General features: G+C 58.1%; 17 protein-coding genes. 15 read left to right on the top strand and 2 right to left on the bottom strand.

The window, feature by feature from the left end; translation table 11 throughout:
* The first annotated feature begins 86 nt into the window (after positions 1-86).
* Positions 87-443, top strand: coding sequence for a hypothetical protein (locus tag Q1B21_RS16550; protein WP_299891028.1), 357 nt, complete (start codon positions 87-89; stop codon positions 441-443).
* 10 nt (positions 444-453) lie between these two features.
* Here the strand turns inward: Q1B21_RS16550 and Q1B21_RS16545 are convergent, their stop codons facing one another.
* Complete coding sequence (locus tag Q1B21_RS16545; protein ID WP_299891025.1) at positions 454-1,389, bottom strand: glyoxylate/hydroxypyruvate reductase A; 936 nt, start codon at positions 1,387-1,389, stop codon at positions 454-456.
* A 126-nt stretch (positions 1,390-1,515) separates the two neighbouring features.
* Between Q1B21_RS16545 and Q1B21_RS16540 the strand changes: the two genes are divergently transcribed.
* From Q1B21_RS16540 to Q1B21_RS16525, 4 genes are read left to right on the top strand one after another with little or no spacing between them, the layout of a single operon-like run.
* Positions 1,516-2,751 carry an acyl-CoA dehydrogenase family protein gene (locus tag Q1B21_RS16540; protein ID WP_299891022.1) on the top strand — a complete coding sequence of 412 codons (1,236 nt, stop codon included), beginning with the start codon at positions 1,516-1,518 and terminating at the stop codon, positions 2,749-2,751.
* A gap of 12 nt (positions 2,752-2,763) precedes the next feature.
* The gene (locus tag Q1B21_RS16535; protein ID WP_299891019.1) at positions 2,764-3,564 is read left to right on the top strand and encodes a thioesterase family protein; all 801 of its coding nucleotides are present in this window, start codon (positions 2,764-2,766) and stop codon (positions 3,562-3,564) included.
* A 29-nt stretch (positions 3,565-3,593) separates the two neighbouring features.
* Positions 3,594-4,286 carry a DUF1007 family protein gene (locus Q1B21_RS16530; RefSeq protein WP_366525413.1) on the top strand — a complete coding sequence of 231 codons (693 nt, stop codon included), beginning with the start codon at positions 3,594-3,596 and terminating at the stop codon, positions 4,284-4,286.
* Positions 4,271-5,185 (top strand): hypothetical protein, encoded by a 915-nt coding sequence (locus Q1B21_RS16525; protein ID WP_298936622.1) that lies wholly within the window; start codon positions 4,271-4,273, stop codon positions 5,183-5,185. Before Q1B21_RS16530 ends, Q1B21_RS16525 begins: the two co-directional genes overlap by 16 nt.
* A 1-nt stretch (position 5,186) precedes the next feature.
* Here the strand turns inward: Q1B21_RS16525 and truA are convergent, their stop codons facing one another.
* Positions 5,187-5,954, bottom strand: coding sequence for a tRNA pseudouridine(38-40) synthase TruA (truA, locus tag Q1B21_RS16520; RefSeq protein WP_298936623.1), 768 nt, complete (start codon positions 5,952-5,954; stop codon positions 5,187-5,189).
* 108 nt (positions 5,955-6,062) lie between these two features.
* Here truA and Q1B21_RS16515 point away from each other — a divergent pair, with 108 nt between their 5' ends.
* The 10 genes from Q1B21_RS16515 to Q1B21_RS16470 all read left to right on the top strand — a co-directional run bounded on the left by Q1B21_RS16515 (position 6,063) and on the right by Q1B21_RS16470 (position 18,927).
* Entirely contained in the window at positions 6,063-7,478 is a 1,416-nt protein-coding gene (locus Q1B21_RS16515) for a YcjX family protein (protein WP_298936624.1), read from the top strand.
* The gene (locus Q1B21_RS16510) at positions 7,475-7,930 is read left to right on the top strand and encodes a GNAT family N-acetyltransferase (protein WP_299082471.1); all 456 of its coding nucleotides are present in this window, start codon (positions 7,475-7,477) and stop codon (positions 7,928-7,930) included. Before Q1B21_RS16515 ends, Q1B21_RS16510 begins: the two co-directional genes overlap by 4 nt.
* Positions 7,923-8,912, top strand: a complete 990-nt coding sequence (locus tag Q1B21_RS16505) for a YcjF family protein (protein ID WP_299891223.1) — start codon at positions 7,923-7,925, stop codon at positions 8,910-8,912. Before Q1B21_RS16510 ends, Q1B21_RS16505 begins: the two co-directional genes overlap by 8 nt.
* A gap of 60 nt (positions 8,913-8,972) precedes the next feature.
* The gene (locus Q1B21_RS16500) at positions 8,973-9,683 is read left to right on the top strand and encodes a VIT1/CCC1 transporter family protein (RefSeq protein ID WP_299891013.1); all 711 of its coding nucleotides are present in this window, start codon (positions 8,973-8,975) and stop codon (positions 9,681-9,683) included.
* Positions 9,684-9,758: 75 nt separating this feature from the next.
* Complete coding sequence (locus Q1B21_RS16495) at positions 9,759-11,075, top strand: SDR family oxidoreductase (RefSeq protein WP_299891012.1); 1,317 nt, start codon at positions 9,759-9,761, stop codon at positions 11,073-11,075.
* Complete coding sequence (locus Q1B21_RS16490; protein WP_299891010.1) at positions 11,075-11,554, top strand: DUF2269 domain-containing protein; 480 nt, start codon at positions 11,075-11,077, stop codon at positions 11,552-11,554. The genes Q1B21_RS16495 and Q1B21_RS16490 overlap by 1 nt, the downstream gene beginning before the upstream one ends.
* Before the next feature lie 97 nt (positions 11,555-11,651).
* Positions 11,652-14,369 carry a DUF2339 domain-containing protein gene (locus Q1B21_RS16485; RefSeq protein WP_299891008.1) on the top strand — a complete coding sequence of 906 codons (2,718 nt, stop codon included), beginning with the start codon at positions 11,652-11,654 and terminating at the stop codon, positions 14,367-14,369.
* A 176-nt stretch (positions 14,370-14,545) separates the two neighbouring features.
* Positions 14,546-17,506 (top strand): isoleucine--tRNA ligase, encoded by a 2,961-nt coding sequence (ileS, locus tag Q1B21_RS16480; protein ID WP_299891006.1) that lies wholly within the window; start codon positions 14,546-14,548, stop codon positions 17,504-17,506.
* 154 nt (positions 17,507-17,660) lie between these two features.
* Complete coding sequence (locus Q1B21_RS16475; protein WP_299891004.1) at positions 17,661-18,221, top strand: MarR family transcriptional regulator; 561 nt, start codon at positions 17,661-17,663, stop codon at positions 18,219-18,221.
* 64 nt (positions 18,222-18,285) lie between these two features.
* A complete protein-coding gene (locus Q1B21_RS16470) occupies positions 18,286-18,927 on the top strand; it encodes a DUF4166 domain-containing protein (RefSeq protein WP_299891002.1) in 642 nt (213 codons plus the stop codon).
* Positions 18,928-18,934: the final 7 nt, after the last annotated feature.

Genomic DNA, 18,934 nt, shown 5'->3' with positions numbered 1-18,934 from the left:
TTGAAGGTAGGCGAGCTGGGGGTTGGCCCTGCGCCCGCCGGAGTATATCGTCGGGATCAAACGGATTTCATTTCAGCGAGGCACGCATGACCACCCGATATTCTTTGACTGCGGCGGTACTAGGTGTGGCGCTGTTTGTTGGGACGGCGCATGCTAAGCCGCTCTCTCGGATCATCGCTGAAATGGGCCTGACGCCGGCAGATTTCGAGGTGGTGAATGCAGCCTCAAACACGCTTCTGTCGAACGGCACTCCCAGCGTGGGAAAGGAACAATCCTGGGTAAATGAGACAACAGGGTCCAAAGGAACAATCCGGGTTGGAAATGTTCAGGGAAACTGTGTCGAACTGCAGCATGTTATCCATCCCGAAGGCGCGGATCAGACCCGTGAAATTCGGACGCGCCGATGCCAGGATGCCAGCGGCAATTGGATGATGGCGCCCTGATCTTACAGGATCAGTAGCCTTTGCTTCGATCCACTTCGTGCAGCAAGGTCGACCCGGTGGTCAACCTTTGGAAATTCTCTGCCACATCTGACAACGCATCGCCCAGATGCCACCCCGAAACATGTGGGGTGATCGTGATATAAGGGTGCCGCCACAACGGGCTGTCTTTGGGCAGGGGTTCTTCGCAGGTCACATCAAGAACCGCATGAGCAAGCGTGCCCTGATCCAGCGTTGCGATCAGGGCCTGTTCGTCAATCAGATCACCACGACCGGCGTTCAGCAGCTGGCTTCCGGGTTTCATCGCAGCCAGCATATTCGCGTCGAACAGGTCGATGGTTTGTGGCGTGGAGGGTAAGATCGCGCAAACATGATCACATTGATCCAACATACCGGGCAGGGCGCTTTCGCCATACAAACAGGTGATGCCATCGATCTGTTTGGGTGACCGGCTCCAACCCATGACCTGAAATCCGACGGCATGAAGCATGCGTGCCGTGCGGCTTCCGATATGGCCCAGTCCCAATACTCCAACCACTGTTTCCGGCGTAAACGTTGGGGCCTTGGGCTGCCATTCTGCCCGTTTTTGGGCTGCCTCATGAAACGCCATATGCCTCTGAGCGCGTAAAATATAGGTCAAAAACCACTCGGCAATTCCCTGCGCAGGCGCATCGGGCCTCAGCCGTGCGATGCGGACGTGGCTTGGAAGATCAGGATTCCCGACAATCGTTTCCACGCCAGCCCCAAGTTTTTGAACAAGTTTCAGGTTGGGCAGATCACCCAGACGGTCTGCCTTGAGATCTACAACCGCCATCATGGTGATGTCATTCGCGTTTCCGATTGTGTCGGGCGTGCGAACATCCGCATCCGGCATCTGGCGCATGACGTCGCGGGCGATGTCTGCGTCGTCTATCCAGTTCGACAACCCAGTGTCGATCAACAATGCCATTTGTATCCCCTGCTTAGAAAATGAATGTGGTGACGTCCCGTCACCTAGCTGGACAGCGTCATGAGAGTTAAGCCATCCTCAATCGCAAAGGTACAGTCCGGTTTCGGTATTTCAGGAGGAATTTTCATGAATATGTCGTTTGTTCTGCGCGAGGAAAACCGCGCGCTTTTGCAACGCGTTGCCGATATGGTCCGGGACGAGATCATGCCGCTTGAAGAGGAGTATCAGGCCGAAATCGACAAAGGCGACCGGTGGCAATACACCGACCGCCAGGCCGAAATCCTTGAGGGTTTGAAAGCCAAAGCCAAGGCGGCGGGGCTTTGGAACTTCTGGCTGACCGACAGCGAGAGGGGATTTGGGCTGACGACGGTCGAGTATGCGTATTTTGCCGAGGAAATGGGCAAGACGCCCTTGGGTGCTGAGGTGTTCAACTGCTCGGCCCCCGATACCGGCAATATGGAAGTATTTGAACGCTACGGTACCGAAAAGATGAAGGAACAGTGGCTTAAGCCACTGCTCGAGGGTCAAATCCGGTCTGCTTATTTGATGACCGAACCAGATGTGGCATCGTCTGATGCAACCAATGTGGCGATGTCCTGTGTGCGGGACGGGGACGACTATGTGCTGAATGGCGAAAAATGGTGGTCTTCGGGGGCCGGTGACCCGCGATGCAAAGTCTACATTGTTATGGTCAAGACCGGCGGCGAGGAACAGCCCAAGCACAAGCGTCAGTCGATGATTGTGGTTCCTGCGGATGCTGCGGGCATCGAAATTCTGCGGCCGATGCACGTCTATGGCCATGATGATGCCCCCCATGGTCATATGCATATCCGGTTCACAAACGTCCGCGTACCAGCTGAAAACATCCTGCTGGGCGAGGGACGCGGTTTTGAAATCGCGCAGGGCCGTCTGGGACCGGGCCGTATTCACCACTGCATGCGTGCCATCGGACAGGCTGAAAGCGCGTTGGCCCAGATGTGCAAACGGGCCATGCAACGTGAGGCATTTGGCAAAAAACTGGCCCAGCTGGGTGCTAATTTCGACATCATCGCCGAATGCCGGATGGAGATCGAGATGGCCCGCCTGCTGTGTCTCAAGGCTGCTTGGTACATGGATCAGGGCGACGCCCGCGCGGCCGCCCCGTGGATCAGCCAGATCAAGGTGGTTGCACCTCGGGTTGCGCTGAAAGTCATCGATGAGGCCGTGCAGATGTTCGGCGGGCAAGGGGTCAGCCAGGATACACCTTTGGCGACGGCGTGGACCCATGTACGGACGCTGCGGTTGGCGGATGGACCGGATGCGGTGCATCGCCGCCAGGTGGCGCGGGCCGAGTTGAAAAAGCACACGCAGGAAAAAGTCTGAGACATCGCGAGAATGCAAACTGACAAACGGATGCAGTCCTACTTTCGACTTCGCCCTGATGGGGCGTTTATTGGCAATGATCCCGTGCGCGGGCCTTGGTCTGCCGATCATTGCCATGCGGGGCCGGTGGCCGGCCTGATCGCACGCGCCGCTGAAACTGAGGTTGGGCCCGAGAAGATACTGACCCGCCTGACGGTCGATTTGTTGCGGCCGCTGCCATTGGCAGGTTTGCGGGTCGCGGCGGAAACCAGACGTCATACCAAGACCTTGGCGACGACCCGTGTGACGGTTCATGATCTGGACGACACGTTGTGCTGCACCGCGACCACGATGCACCTGGTACGTAAAGACTTGGGTCGCGTTCCAAATGTTGTGACCGAAAAACTCAACGTCAACGATACAGTGGATGGTCCTTTCCCAATCGGTCAGATGCGGCACGATTTGCCCGGCTTTGCCCATTTCGTTGACGTCGTTTACCCCGAGGGCGGCAATCAAGGTCCTGGTCCCAAAACCATTTGGATGCGCGCGCCATCGCTTCTGGACGGGGAAACACAGTCGCCCATTCAATCGTTGTGTCCGCTTGCCGATTGCGGCAATGGGATATCTTGGAATGTTCCGCCGACCGAAATGGGGTTTATGAACACCGATCTGACGCTGCATATTCATCGCGAGCCGGTTTCCGACTGGTTGGCCTCTGACTCTGTTTCGCACTGGCAATCATCGGGCATCGGCATGTCGCAATCCGTCCTCTATGACACACAAGGACCTGTTGGGACCGCGTTACAGACACTGGTGTTGTTCCCGCCAGCCTGAAGTGGTCGGCTGGTTTCTGCAATTTGATCGTGAAACGCATTGCTGTTGGCAGACCGAAAACCTATCTTGCGGCCATGCGTTGGCTGACCACCCTTTTAACCTGTTGCCTGCCGATCCCGGGCTTGGCGCACCCGCATGTCTTCATTGACACCGGGCTAGAGTTCATTGTGGACGAGGCCGGCCAGCTAACCCATATCCGCGTGTCCTGGGCGTATGATGAGCTGTTTTCACTTTTGACCCTGGAAGACATGAAGCTGGATCAGGATTCCGATGGTGTTCTAACAGAAGCCGAGGAGAGGTTCCTGACAGGCTTCGACGCCGAATGGATCGAAGGATACAACGGTGATCTTGTAGTGACCGCTGGTGGTGCACCGGTTTTGTTGTCCGGTCCGCTCGAACCGCACGCAACCACCGAAGATGGGCGCATCGTGACCACTCATTTGCGGGCGGTCGAAGGTGGACCTGTTTCCGCGAATGCGCTGGTGGCCAAGGCCTTTGATGAGACGTATTATACCGCTTATGAAGTGACCCGTCCCGTTACGGTTTCTGGACCCAACTCTTGCCAACTGGACCTGTTGGATCCTGATATTGATGGGCAATTGGCGCAGATGCAGGCCTTTCTGCTGACATTGGATGCCGACTACGATCTTGAAGAAAACGATATCCCGCTGGTCGGGGAGAATTTTGCGACCGAGATACGCCTTTCATGTCCAGATACCTGATTGTACCGGTCGCAATTGCGTGTGCTCTGCTGCTTTGGTTCTGGGGCAGTGGCGGGTTCGACCATCTGGCAGCCTGGGCTGCCGGTGAGCAGCGAGAGTTTCAGAACCAGATCGCCCGATCACTGCGCGCCGCACGCGCCGAACAGCCCGAAGCGGTTGCAACCCTGCTGACCGTGTGTTTTGCCTACGGCTTTTTCCACGCCATAGGCCCCGGGCACGGAAAGGTCCTGATCGGAGGGTACGGCCTTGGCCGTCGGGTCGCATTCTGGCGTCTGTCTGCAATCAGTGTTTTGTCCAGCCTGGGGCAGGCGGTAACGGCTATTGTGTTGGTCTATGCAGGCGTCCTTGTGTTCCAGATGTCCCGGGAAAGCATGGTTGGCGCAACCGAAAAGGTCATGGCCCCGGTTAGCTATGGGGCGATTGCGGTGATTGGTCTTTGGCTGGTGTTTCGGGCCGTGCGCAGTTTTGTAAGGCGGCATCGCACCGACGCATCCCACGCACATCACGATCATCATCACCACCATGATGACGTCTGTTCAGATTGTGGTCACCGCCACGGCCCAAGCGCCGAGGATGTTGCGAATGTCGGAAGCCTGCGCGAAGCCGTTGCCCTGATTGCGGGCATTGCCGCCCGCCCCTGTACCGGAGCACTATTTGTTTTGATCCTCACCTGGCAGATGGGCATTGCGATGGTTGGCATTGCGGGAACCTTTGCCATGGCGCTGGGCACGGCAACCGTTACAACGTTGGTGGGCTGGACGTCCTTTGGATTGCGCGGCGGACTGTTGGCGTCTGCATCGGCCACGCGGTTTGCCTCGGTTCTGGCACCGACAATCGAGTTGGTGGCCGGTTTACTGATCGTCGTTATCGCCGGAGGTTTGTTGCTGCGTGCGCTTTGATTCAGTCAAAGACCGGGTCTGGATATCCAACGCATGCCAGATACAAGCCTTGCGGTGGGCAAACCGGACCACAGGCCGCACGATCAGCGGCTTCTAAAGCATCGCGCACATCATCCGGGGACCATGCGCCCGCGCCAACCCGCTCTAACGTTCCTACAAAACTGCGGACCTGATTATGCAGGAAGGACCGCGCGCGTACGTGGAAATGAACCTCGGGGCCTGAAAACCCCTGAACCAGTTCGACATGCAACGCGTCCAGCGTTTTGACAGGGCTTGCCGCCTGACAAATGGTCGAGCGGAAGGTGGTAAAATCATGTCGTCCGATCAACATATCTGCACCAGCCTGCATCGCGTCCACATCCAGTAAATGATTGATCTGCCAGACCTGCCCTTTGTCATGGGTCGCCGGTGCGCGGCGCATCAGGATGCGAAACAGGTACCGACGTTCCAGTGCAGAAAACCGGGCATGCCAGTCGTCATCGACCCGCGCCGCCTTCACAATGGCAACCGGCTGAGGCTTGAGATGGTAATTCAGCGCCTCGGACAGGCGGAACGGGTCCCAATCCTTGATCAGATCACAATGCGCGACTTGCCCAAGCGCGTGAACGCCCGCATCCGTGCGACCGGCGGCGGCTATGGTGTGCTCTCCGGGTTGGATACGGGACAGGGCCTGCTCAATGGCACCTTGCACCGATGGCTGTTCCTTTTGCCGCTGCCATCCGGCAAACGGCTCCCCTTGGTATTCGACTTTCAGTGCGTATCTGGGCATGGGCCGCTGGTACAGCGCGGCGCGCAATCGGGCAAGGGGGGCAAAAGCTCTGGCATGTCCTGCGGGCGCTACCTATCTTAGGTAAAACAAAAATTGCGGGGCGGCGGCTTGGTCATCTCATCATTGGCAGACAGTCTTGTACGCGGGGTGGAATCCGTGGGGGATCGTGTGTCCGAGGCATTCTTTGAGCCCGTCATTCGCTTGGGCGTGACCGGGTTGGCGCGGTCGGGCAAGACGGTGTTTATCACTTCTCTGGTTGCCAATTTGTTAGACCGGGGCCGGATGACCGGCCTAGTTGCGCAGCAAGAGGGACGGATCAACGCCGCGTATTTGCAACCACAGCCAGATGATACAGTGCCACGATTTGACTACGAATCCCACTTGTCAGACCTGACCGGTCCCGAACCGCATTGGCCTGACAGTACGCGCGCTGTGTCTGAACTGCGTCTGTCGTTTAAGGCGCGTCCTGCGGGACTGTTGGCCGGGTTGCAGGGGCCGCGCACCGTACATCTGGATATTGTTGACTACCCGGGTGAGTGGTTGTTGGACCTGGCGCTGCTGGACAAGTCATACGAAGAGTGGTCGCAGGAAACGCTGGCGCGCATTGAAACCCGTGCCGAAGCGGCTGAGTTTCTGCAAACGGTTCAGTCTGTCGACCCTGCGGGCGCACATGATGAACCTGCAGCACAAGCACTGGCTGTCGCGTTCACCGCCTATTTGTATACTGCTCGCGAGGCTGGGTTTTATGATTGCACGCCGGGTCGTTTCCTGTTGCCCGGTGACTTGGCCGGGTCCCCGGTTTTGACTTTTGCGCCATTGCCGATCTCTGGCCCATCGCGCCGCCGAACCTTGCAACGCGAGATGGAGCGGCGGTATGAGGCGTACAAGTCTCGGGTTGTGAAACCATTTTTTCGGGATCATTTCGCCCGGATCGACCGACAGGTCGTGTTGGTGGACGCGCTGGGCGCGATTCACAAAGGGCCGCAAGCTGTCGAAGATATGCGCCGCGCTATGGCCGATATCTTGTCGGCTTTTCGCCCGGGGCGAAACGCATGGCTCAGCCAGCTATTGCTGGGCAAACGGGTCGAGCGTATCCTGTTCGCCGCCACCAAAGCTGATCATCTACATCACCTGCAACACCCCCGGTTGACCGCGATTATGGAGGCGCTGACCCGAGATGCACGCGACCGTGCGAGTTTTGCGGGCGCCGAAACGGCGGCGTTGTCACTGGCATCATTGCGCGCCACCACCGAAGAGACGCGTAGCCACAATGGATCTGAACTGCCTTGCGTTCGGGGCACGCTCCTCGACAGCGGCAAACCCGCCGCGTTTTACCCCGGTGAGTTGCCGGACGATCCGTCGCATCTTCTTAGCCCGGCCCGAAACGGAGCATCCACCTGGTTGGATGACGACTATGGATTTATGGCCTTTGCGCCAGCCAATTTGACCCTGCGCCCCGGTGATGGTCCGCCGCATATCCGGCTGGACCGCGCGGCTCAGTTCTTGATCGGAGATCGATTGTGACCGTGATCCTCCGACCCGCGCGCAGCACGGATGCTGGGGCCACTGGCACGATTCTGCACGGGTTCGCCAAAGAAAACGACTGGATGCCCGAGCTGCATAGCTGCGCCGAGACCATCGCTTTCTGCGGCAAAATGATCGACCTGAATTGGGTCACCGTGGCAGAAACGGATGCCGGCGTGGTTGGGTTCTTGGCACTCAACGGCGCGGAAATCCATTCGCTCTATCTGGCTGAGACCGCTCGCGGGCAGGGGATCGGGCGGCAATTTCTGGACCACGCCAAATCCCAGCACGCGCAGCTTAGCCTGTTTGCGTTTCAAGCCAATGAAGCCGCATGCAGGTTTTACCTAAGACATGGATTTGACGAGGTCGCGCGCGGCGACGGGGCCGACAATGACGAAAATCTGCCCGACATCAAATACGCATGGAACAGCAAGGGGTTGAATGATGGCTAAGGGCCCGGTTGTGATCGATCTGGAAGCCGACGAGCCGGCAACGGACGTCTCGCGGGCGCCGCCGGTTCCCGATATTGCGCAGCCGCAGGGGCAAGCGATGCAGAGCGCTGCGCGCTTGGCTGCCCGCAAACCTTCGGCCCTTGCAAAGTGGTTCTGGGGATTGGCTCTGGCTGTCATCGGTGCCGCCGTGTCTGTTGCCGCTTGGGATTTCGCGACGTCATTGGTCGAACGTGCACCTGTTCTGGGGTCGCTCGTGACGGGGTTGATTTCAGCGCTGGTGTTGGTCGCGTTGATCATTGCGATCCGCGAATTGGCTGCGATTGGGCGCCTGTCCCGGGTGGACGGAATGCGTCGCGCCGCTGATGCAGCCCTTGCCGAGGCCGACTTGGCGCAAGCCCGCGCGGTCACGACCCGCTTGATTGCGTTCTACAAGGGCCGCGAGGAAACGCACTGGGGCCGCGACCGTCTGGTCGAACGAATGCCTGAACAGTTCGATGCGTCTGGCCTGCTAAGCCTTGCTGAAGACGAGTTACTTGCACCCTTGGACGCCGCCGCCAGCCGCGAGGTTGAGGCTGCGGCACGTCAGGTCGCAACCGTGACAGCCCTTGTTCCTTTGGCACTGGCAGACGTCGTCACCGCCTTGGCGGCGTCCTTGCGGATGATCCGGCGGGTTGCCGAAATCTACGGTGGACGGGCTGGGTTTCTGGGCAGCTGGCGACTGACGCGGGCGGTCTTTGTACATCTGGTGGCCACCGGAGCTGTGGCCGTCGGGGACGACCTGCTGGAACCTGTGCTCGGCGGGTCTGTCCTGAGCAAACTGTCACGTCGGTTCGGAGAAGGCTTGGTAAATGGGGCCCTCAGCGCCCGTGTTGGCGTCGCTGCCATGGAGGTTTGCCGACCTCTGCCCTTCTCGAAACGGCACAAACCATCGACACGCGGGATGGTCAAACGCGCCTTGCAGGGCTTGTTCTCAAAAGGTTGATTCAACGCAAAGCCACCGCAGCCGCTTCGTCGCACACTTGGTGTGACAGAGGAGCGAGCCATGACGGAACACGGTCACAGCCAGCAGGAAATCAAAGCCCGGATCAATGACCCTGAGGGGCGCGGCGTGTTACGGGATGTGGTCTATGGAGGAATAGACGGATCTGTGACCACATTCGCAATCGTGGCCGGCGTCGCCGGGGCCGGTCTGTCTCCATTCGTTATCGTCGCACTGGGCTTGGCAAATGTACTGGCCGATGGGTTTTCCATGGCTGCAGGGAACTATTCGGGCACCAAGGCCGAACTGGACAATATCCACCGTATCCGAGCGATCGAAGAACGACATATCACCCTCTATCCTGACGGTGAGCGAAACGAAGTGCGTGAAATCCTCGCGCAAAAGGGATTGTCGGACGATGTTCTGGATGATGCCACCGCGGCGATAACGGCCAACCGCGAGAACTGGATCAACCTTATGATCGAAGGGGAGTATGGGTTGGGCAGCGTTGACCCGCACCCGATCAAAGCCGCGCTGGCCACCTTTGGTTCGTTCTTATTGGCGGGCCTGATTCCCCTTATGCCGTTTTTGTTGTCCGTCGAGCGGGCCTTCGCCACTTCCGCATGCATGACGCTGGTAGTTTTCTTTGCTATCGGTGCCCTGAAAAGCCGATGGTCGCTCGCACCGTGGTGGCGATCTGGGATCGAGACGTTGCTGATCGGTGGTCTGGCCGCGTCGATCGCGTATCTGGTCGGATCTCTATTCCACCCGTAATTTGTCGCAGGTGACAGTCTCGGCTGGCGCGTGAGAGCCAATCGGATACTGTGACAAAAACAGGTTTGATTGGCGATGTCGCTACAGGAGCTAAACGGAAGAAACGTTCTGGTTTTGGGCGCTTACGGGTTCATTGGTGCCGCTGTTGTGCATGCATTCCAGGCGCAAGGCGCTGTGGTTTGCGGGTTGGTACGCAGCCTGCCCACGGGCGCCAAGGTTTTGCCAGGCATCGCATTGAAACAAGGGGACCTGCGCAACTTGGTGCAGCCCGACGCTTGGCGGGACATCCTTTCAGGCGTGGATGTTGTGGTCAACTGCGCAGGTGCATTGCAGGATGGTGGTGATGATGATCTGACGGCTGCTCATCACACGGCAATTGCCGCTTTGGGGCAGGCCTGCGCACGTGATGGCATCGCGATTGTCCAGATCTCGGCCATCGGTGCCGAGGAAAACGCGGATACGTATTTCATGCGCTCAAAAGCTGCAGGCGATGCGGCTCTGCGGTCGGCTGGCGTTGCGCTTTGGGTGCTGAAGCCCGGGCTTGTTATTGGACAATCGGACTATGGTGGAACCGCTTTGCTGCGGATGTTGGCGGCCGTCCCATTCGTGCAGCCACTGGCCTATCCGGATACTTCGGTGCAATGCATCGGAATGCCAGACCTGTGCGATGCAGTGCTGCGTGCGGTGGTTGGGCAATTGCCTCAGGGCACCTATGATCTGGTCGAGGATGAGCCACACACTTTGTTCGACGTTGTGGCAGCCACACGCGCTTGGCTGGGGTTCCGGCGCGCGGGGATCAGTGTGACGATTCCTCGGGTACTAACCCGAGCCGTTGCGGCGATTGCGGATGCTCTGGGCAGATTGGGCTGGCGCTCTCCGTTGCGGAGCACTGCAATGACCATCATGACAAAGGGTGTGATCGGAGACCCGGCGGCCTACAAGGCAGTAACCGATCACCCGGTCGCCTCGTTGGGCGATATCTACGCATCATTTCCCAGCGCCCGTGAACACCGTTTGACCGCACGGATCACGTTGCTGATGCCCTTGGTTGTCGGTGTCCTTAGCGCTTTCTGGATATTATCCGGGGTCTTTGGCCTGTTGGGACTGGGTCAGGCGGCCGAGGTTTTGACAAGCGCAGGCTGGTCCCAGACTTTGGCGTCATTCAGCGTCGTGTTCTGGTCACTGGTCGATCTTGCCCTTGGACTGGCCATCTTGTGGCGACCTTGGGCCAGGCGAGCCTGTCTGGCCCAATTCACAGTGGCATCGATCTACTTGCTGGCAGCCTCGGGTACGGTGCCTGGCTTATGGCTTGATCCGCTGGGGCCTCTTGTGAAAATCCTGCCCGCGATGATGCTGTCCCTTGTCGCAATGCCGATGTTGGAGAGCCGCTGATGGACCCAGATCTGATCCTGCGGTGGCTGCATGTCATCGGCGCCTGCGTGTTGTTGGGCACCGGTGCTGGTATCGCATTTTTCATGCTGATGGCGCACCGCACGTCTGATCCGCGCATCATTGCCCACACCGCTGGCATTGTTGTATTGGCGGATCTGCTGTTTACAACGACGGCCGTCATTTTTCAGCCCATCACCGGCACTCTTCTGGCGTGGAGTCTGGGTTGGTCGCTGACCGAAGGCTGGATCGCGCTGTCACTGGTGCTGTACGTTTTGACCGGCCTCTTCTGGTTGCCCGTGGTTTGGGTGCAAATTCGGCTGCGAAAATATGCGCAGATCGCGGTCGATCAGGGTACGGCGATGCCCGAACAGTATGACCGGTTGTTCCGATTCTGGTTTGCCTGCGGCGTTCCGGCCTTTTTGGCGGTGCTTATAATCCTGTGGCTGATGTTGGCGCGGCCGGCGATTGCCATTTTCTAGCGTGATCATGCAACAGTATGAACGACTACGGGTTTCCTGACTGTCGTCCGTCCTTTGACCGCGCTAGCGTGTGGCCAATTGCCGAACGGAGGATCACTTGGAATCACTGCTTGTTCTTGTCGGTCTCATTGTACTGGCCATTCCGGTGACAATTATTGTGCTGCTGGTCGGACAATCCCGTTTGCGGCGCCGGGTTGAGACGTTAGAGGCGCAGATTGCCAATCTGCCAACGGAGGTCGTTGGCGAAGACCTAAAGCCGACCCCGGAAGCACAGCCTGCGCAAACGCCGGTAGAATCCGAAGGTCGCAAGGCCGGGCCATGGTCCCCGCCCAAGGCAGAACCCACCGAAACCCCTGCGGACATGGCTGTGGCAGAGCCCAGGGAACCGTCCCCGGCTGTTGTATTCCGGCGGGAACGGATCGCAGCGCTGGGCGCGTGGCTGCGCGAGAATTGGTTTTACGCCGTGTCCGCGCTGTCACTGGCATTGGCGGGCATCTTTCTGGTGCAATACGGGGTGGAAAACGGGTTGTTGCCACCGGCCGCTCGTGTTGCCGCGGCCCTGGCGTTTGGTGTTGCCCTGATCGGTGCCGGAGAGTTTTTGCGCCGCAGGTTCGGGGACGGAGAAGACTCGGCGACGGCCTATTTGCCCTCGGTCTTTTCTGGCGCTGGTCTTGTAACCTTGTTCGGCGGCATTCTGGCCGCGCGGCAACTTTATGATCTTATCGGTCCTGAAACTGCGTTAATCGCGCTTGTTTTGGTTGCTTTGATTGGCCTTGTCTTTGGCTGGTTTCATGGCCCGCTTCTGGCCGCCGTTGGTCTGATCGGTGCCTTTGCAGCCCCTTTTCTGGTTGGAGGCGCATCAGAGGATCCGACATGGTTATACGGCTATTTCTTTGTCATCGCTGTTCTTGGGTTGGGTGTCGATACAGTTAGACGTTGGGCCTGGGTTTCGGTTCTGACTCTATTTGGTGCATATTCCGCATGTCTGTTGGTGGTTTTATCCTCGCCCCTGACGGAACCGGGATATCTGACCTCTGTGGTGGCGCTGGCCTTGATTGCCATTGCGATTCCGGTTCGCCGGGTTTGGCCGGATCACGCAGGCCCAATGATTGTTGAAATGCTCCGGCGCCAAAAAGGCGCACCATGGCCAGAATTTCCAACCCGCCTAGCATTCGCTGCAGTGACGGCGAGCTCTGTCATTCTGTCAGTCCATTGGGCGGATTCAGCCGGAGAGTTTTGGCTGGGGGTTTGCCTGCTGGCTGGTCTGACGCTGGCCTTGATGCTGTGGGCGCGGGACGCACGTGCCCTTCAGGACCTGACGGTTTTACCTGCGCTGGGTCTGATCTGGTTTGTCTTGCGGCACGGTCTGGATAACGGGTCGGTCGTACGCGTCTTTGCCGAAACCTATGCCGAGACAGCCGAGGCCGACTACCCAATGGTCATTACCCTGCTTGTCGCGTTGGGGGCTTTGATCTCGGTTCTGGCAGCGTGGCGATCTTTCGGCGCTGACCGTGCCAAGGCCGCTTGGGCCGGTGCGGCAGCCTTGTTTGCCCCCGTAATGGCGATCGCACTGGAAGTTGGATGGCGTCCGGCAGATGTGATCGGGGCTTATCCTTGGGCGTTGCACGCAATTATCTTGGGCGCCCTGATGGTCGTGCTAGCTGAACGCTTTGCCCGCGTAGACGGAGAAAACCGGATGCGCCCGGCCTTGGCCACGTTGTCCGCTTTGTCCTGCCTGGCATTTGCCTGTGTGATCGTGCTCAGTTCTGCCGCGCTGACAATAGCGTTGGTGATAACTGTCGTTGTTGCAGCTGCTTTGGATCGAAAATTCACGTTGCCACCGATGAGCTGGTTTATCTGGGCCGGGGTGTTCACCGTAACTGTGCGACTGATACTGGATCCGGGTCTCGATTGGGCTTCCTATGCACCGGTTGGCGAGATGACCTTGGTCTACGGATCGGCGACTTTTGGTTTCTTTGTAGCCTGGCTGCTACTGAAGCCATTGGACCGTCCCGTCGCCACACTGATGCTTGAGAGCGCGGCCTGGGCAACCGGGGGCATTTTACTGACGCTGTTGCTGCTGCGCTGGCTGGAGGGGATCGGCGAAGTTGGTGCCGAGAACAGCCATTGGGGCGCAGGATTACTGTCCGTAATCTGGCTGTTGTTGGCCTATGCTCAGGTGCAAAGGTTCAAACTGGGCGGTAAGCTGCAGCCCGTTCGATATCTTCTGGCCGTGTTCTTCGCGGCTCATGGAGTGCTGCGCCTGGGGCTCGCGCTGACCGAACTGAACCCACTGCTTGATCGTTATGCCGACCCTGTTTTGGGTCCGCCTGTTTTGAACACACTTGCCGTCGCCTACCTATTGCCAGCCCTGGCCATCGGGTTGTCAGCCTGGCGTATTCCTGCGATTCCCCTGCGGTTGAAGCAGGTCTCATACACCACCGCTGGCGCGTTGATAGCGGTTTGGTTAGGGCTGACAATTCGTCATTTCTGGCAGGGGGCGGCCGGGATGTATGAAGGCAACGGCGTCACCCAGCCCGAGCTTTACACCTACACAATGACGCTTTTGATCATCGGGGCAGTACTGTTCTACCAGTCGCTTGCACGCCAGTCCGATCTGATGCGCAAGGCCGGGTTGGCGGTGATCGGGCTGGCCGTGGCCAAAGTGTTCCTGATTGATATCGCGGGGCTGGGTGGTTTGATCCGAGTGTTCTCACTACTGGCGCTGGGCCTTGCCTTGGCGGGCCTTGCATGGCTCAACCGTTGGGCCAAGCTGCGCCATTCGCCGCAGGAACCGGAAGCTCTGGACCATTAGGCGCGGGCGTCTTATAAGCGCGGCCATGTATGACCGTCTGGCCATCATTATTCGAATTATATCCCCGGCGCTCTGATCACGCGAGACGCCGGGCAAAGGTGCTTGAGAATTCGCACTGACCGCTTCGATCCACATATGACAAGATCATCCACCAGATCATCCTGAGGACGCCCCCAATGTGCGCCGACACGACCCAAACACCTGACTACAAAGACACGCTGAACCTGCCCAAAACCGACTTTCCGATGCGCGCTGGCCTGCCCAAGCGCGAGCCGAACTGGCTAGAGCGCTGGGAGACTATCGGTGTTTATGACCGACTGCGTGAAAAACAGGGCCGTAAGCCCTTCACACTGCATGACGGCCCGCCCTATGCCAACGGTCATCTGCATATCGGTCACGCGCTGAACAAGACCATCAAAGACATGATTGTACGCAGCCATCAGATGATGGGTCACGATGCGCGCTATGTGCCGGGCTGGGATTGCCACGGTCTTCCGATCGAATGGAAGATCGAAGAGCAGTACCGAAAGAAGGGTAAGAACAAGGATGAGGTGAGCATCGTCGACTTCCGTCAGGAATGCCGCAAGTTCGCCGAGGGCTGGATCGATATCCAGCGCGAGGAGTTCAAGCGTCTGGGCATCACCGGCAACTGGCCCGATCCTTATATCACGATGGACTATCACGCCGAGGCCGTGATCGCCGATGAGTTCATGAAGTTCCTGATGAACGGTACGCTTTATCAGGGCTCGAAACCCGTTATGTGGTCGCCGATCGAGAAGACGGCTCTGGCAGAGGCCGAGGTTGAATACCACGACAAGGAAAGCTTCACCATTTGGGTGAAGTTCAAGGTGCTGCTGAACGAAACCACGCCGCCGGTCACTGGCGAGGTGGGGCAGGTGCAGCCGCTGAGCGATCTGGACGGGTCTTGCGTTGTGATCTGGACCACGACGCCCTGGACCATGCCATCCAACAAGGCGGTGGTTTATGGGAAGGATATTTCGTACGGCTTGTACGAAGTCACCGACGCGCCGGACGAGTGCTGGGCAAGTGCAGGCGACAGATTTCTGCTTGCTGACAATCTGGCTGCTGACGTGCTAGGTCGCGCGCGCCTGAACGACGATCAGTGGACACGTGTCCGTGGCGTTACCGCAGATGAGTTGGCGAGCGTCAGCTTGACCCACCCATTGGCCGGTGCCGAAGGTGGCAACGGCGAATGGGACGACATCCGCGATTTCCGCGCGGCTGAGTTTGTGACCGACACCGAGGGCACCGGCTTCGTTCACTGCGCGCCTTCGCATGGTATGGAAGAATTCGAGCTGTACCGCGATCTGGGCATGCTGGAACAGGTCATCACCTATAACGTGATGGATGACGGCTCATTCCGTGCCGATCTGCCATTCTTTGGCGGCAAATACATCCTGTCCCGTAAGGGGGGAGAGGGTGACGCGAACAAAGCCGTCATCGATAAGCTTGTCGAGGTGGGCGGGCTGCTGGCGCGTGGTAAGATCAAGCACAGCTATCCGCATTCGTGGCGCTCGAAAGCTCCGATCATCTATCGCAACACGCCGCAGTGGTTTGCATCCGTTGACCGCAAACTGGATGACGGTATGGGCGAGATGGGCGACACCATCCGCGAACGCGCGCTGCGCTCGATCGACGAGTTGGTGAAATGGACTCCTAAGACGGGCCGTAATCGTCTGTACTCCATGATCGAAGCCCGCCCGGATTGGGTTCTGTCGCGCCAGCGCGCCTGGGGTGTGCCGCTGACCTGTTTCACCAAGAAGGGCGCTCTGCCGACTGATCCCGACTTCTTGCTGCGTGACCCAGCAGTGAATGCGCGCGTCAAAGAGGCTTTTGAACAGGATGGCGCCGATTGCTGGTACGTTGAAGGTGCCAAGGAACGGTTCCTAGGCAATGACTACAATCCAGACGATTGGAACCAAGTCTTTGACGTTCTGGACGTGTGGTTCGATTCCGGTTCGACCCACGCCTTCGTTTTGCGCGACCGTGAGGACGGGACCGAAGACGGCATCGCCGACGTCTACATGGAGGGCACTGACCAGCACCGTGGTTGGTTCCATTCGTCCATGCTGCAGGCCTGCGGAACAAAAGGTCGTGCGCCGTATCGCAATGTGGTGACCCACGGCTTCACGCTGGACGCCAAGGGCAACAAGATGTCCAAATCTCTGGGCAACACCATCGTGCCTGAAGAGGTCATCAAGCAATACGGAGCTGACATCCTGCGCCTGTGGGTGGCCCAGACCGATTACACCGCCGACCAGCGGATCGGGCCGGAGATTCTGAAAGGCACCGCCGACAGCTATCGCCGGTTGCGAAACACCATGCGGTTTATGCTGGGCTCGTTGGCTGACTTCACCGAAGCCGATCGCATCGACCCCAAGGATATGCCGCGTCTGGAGCGCTGGGTGCTTAGCCGTTTGGCTGATCTGGATGAGCAGGTGCGCAAAGGCTATGCGTCCTTCGATTTCCAGGGTGTCTTCAGCGCAGTCTTCACGTTTGCGACTGTCGATTTGTCGTCCTTTTACTTCGACGTCCGGAAGGATGCGTTGTACTGCGACGGTAACAACCTGCGCCGACGCGCGGCGCGCACCGTTCTGGACATCCTGTTTCACCGCCTGACCACATGGCTGGCGCCGGTTCTGGTCTTCACCATGGAAGAGGTTTGGTTGGAGCGGTTCCCGGGTGACAACAGCTCGGTCCATCTGGTGGACTTCCCCGATACTCCGGCTGATTGGCGCAATGCCGAGCTTGAGGCAGGCATGGCCAAGATCCGCCGTGTGCGCCGCGCCGTGACCGCTGCGTTGGAGGTTCAGCGCCAGGATAAGGTGATTGGCTCCAGCCTTGAGGCAGCACCGATTGTGCATGTCGATGACGAGGAAACGCGCGCCTTGCTGGCCACCTTTGACGCGGATGACATGTGCATCACGTCTGGCTTGACCGTGACAGGTGATCCGGCCCCTGCCGAAGCGTTCCGGGTGCCAGAAATCGAAGGCGTGGGCGTTGTGTTCGAAAAAGCCGAAGGCGCAAAGTGTCAGCGCTGCTGGAAAATTCTGCCTGATGTGGGGCGTCACACTCATGACGGTGTCTGCGGGCGTTGCGACGAAGCATTGAGCTGAGCTTTTCATTTCCGCTTTTATCTAGCCAACTAAAACAAAAGCTTGCCGGGAAACACCGGCAAGCTTTTTTGTATGCTCCCTCTTATTCGGACATTTGCGCGCAGTCGGGTCAGGCGATCTTGACTTTGGTTTGTTGATATCTAATCTTTCTGTTATGACAGAAATAAGTGAAATATCCAGCGGCTCGGCCAAATCCAAGTTTATCCTTTATTGGGGCGATATGGGCAGCCAGTGGGGCGTGAACCGTTCCGTGGCGCAGGTACATGCGCTTTTGTATCTTAGCGAAACGCCACTTAATGCCGAGCAGATCTCTGATGAATTGGGGATCGCACGCTCGAACGTCTCGAACTCGCTGAAAGAGCTTGTCGGCTGGCGGCTGATCCATCGTGTGCCGGTTGCAGGTGATCGCAGAGAGCACTTTGAGGCCGAAACTGATGTGTGGGAAATGGCCTTGCTGATCGCCAAAGGGCGCAAAGAGCGTGAAATTGACCCGGCGATGCGGGCGATAGATGTCTGCATCAACCAAGCAGCAGATGAGCCAAATCTGCACCCGGTTGTCTTGGATCGGATGCGAAGCATGCAGGACTTTCTGAATACGGCGGACCATTGGTCGGCACAAATGCTGCGGGTCCCTAAGACGAAGCTCTCGATGCTGATGAAAATGGGCGACAAAATACTCTCACTTCTTCAGGTTGGCAGCAAAAAGAACGAGTAGAATTTTTTTGATCAACAATTTCTCTTAATACAGAAATTACTGATAAATCAGCAGGAGATGGCAAATGAAGCAATCTCAGATGCCCACCGATTTAGAGATCATCAAAGACAGCCGCTTCCGTGGCCTCGTCGGCGCTCACGCCTGGAACGCCTTGCCAAAACCGGTGCGTAAGCGCTTTGGGCATCGCCTGACCGGCGGGGCAAGCGTGGTCTATCAGGGAAAGGTAACCGCCATGCGCATGTCTTTGATCGGTCGTGTTCTCGCCCATCTGGCCCGGTTGGTTGGAGGGCCATTGCCGTATGACACGTCTTGCGTCGATCAGCCTGCCGTTGTCGCCGTGACCGAGGATTGCGCCGCCAGCGGCCAGTTCTGGATACGCCAATATGGGCGCGCGGCGGGTTTTCCGCAGGTGATACACAGCTCAAAGAGATTTTCCGGGCCGACAGGTGTTGAAGAATACATTGGCCGTGGGATCGGCATCGCGTTGCGTGTCCGCACAGATCACAGGGGCATCTACTTTGAAAGCGATCACTACTTTCTGAAACTTGGACGCGTGAAGGTCAGGCTTCCATCCTGGCTGCAACCCGGGTCCTTGACCATTGCGCATCAGGATCTTGGTAATGCGCGGTTTCTCTTCTCATTGACCCTTAGCAGCAACCTGTTTGGCGAACTGATCCAGCAGGATGCACTGTTTCACGACACATAGGAGTTTC

Source organism: uncultured Ruegeria sp., assembly GCF_947504215.1.
GTDB lineage: Bacteria > Pseudomonadota > Alphaproteobacteria > Rhodobacterales > Rhodobacteraceae > Ruegeria.
The sequence above is the reverse complement of the archived record's forward strand: the minus strand, read 5'-3'. Positions and strand labels throughout refer to the sequence as shown.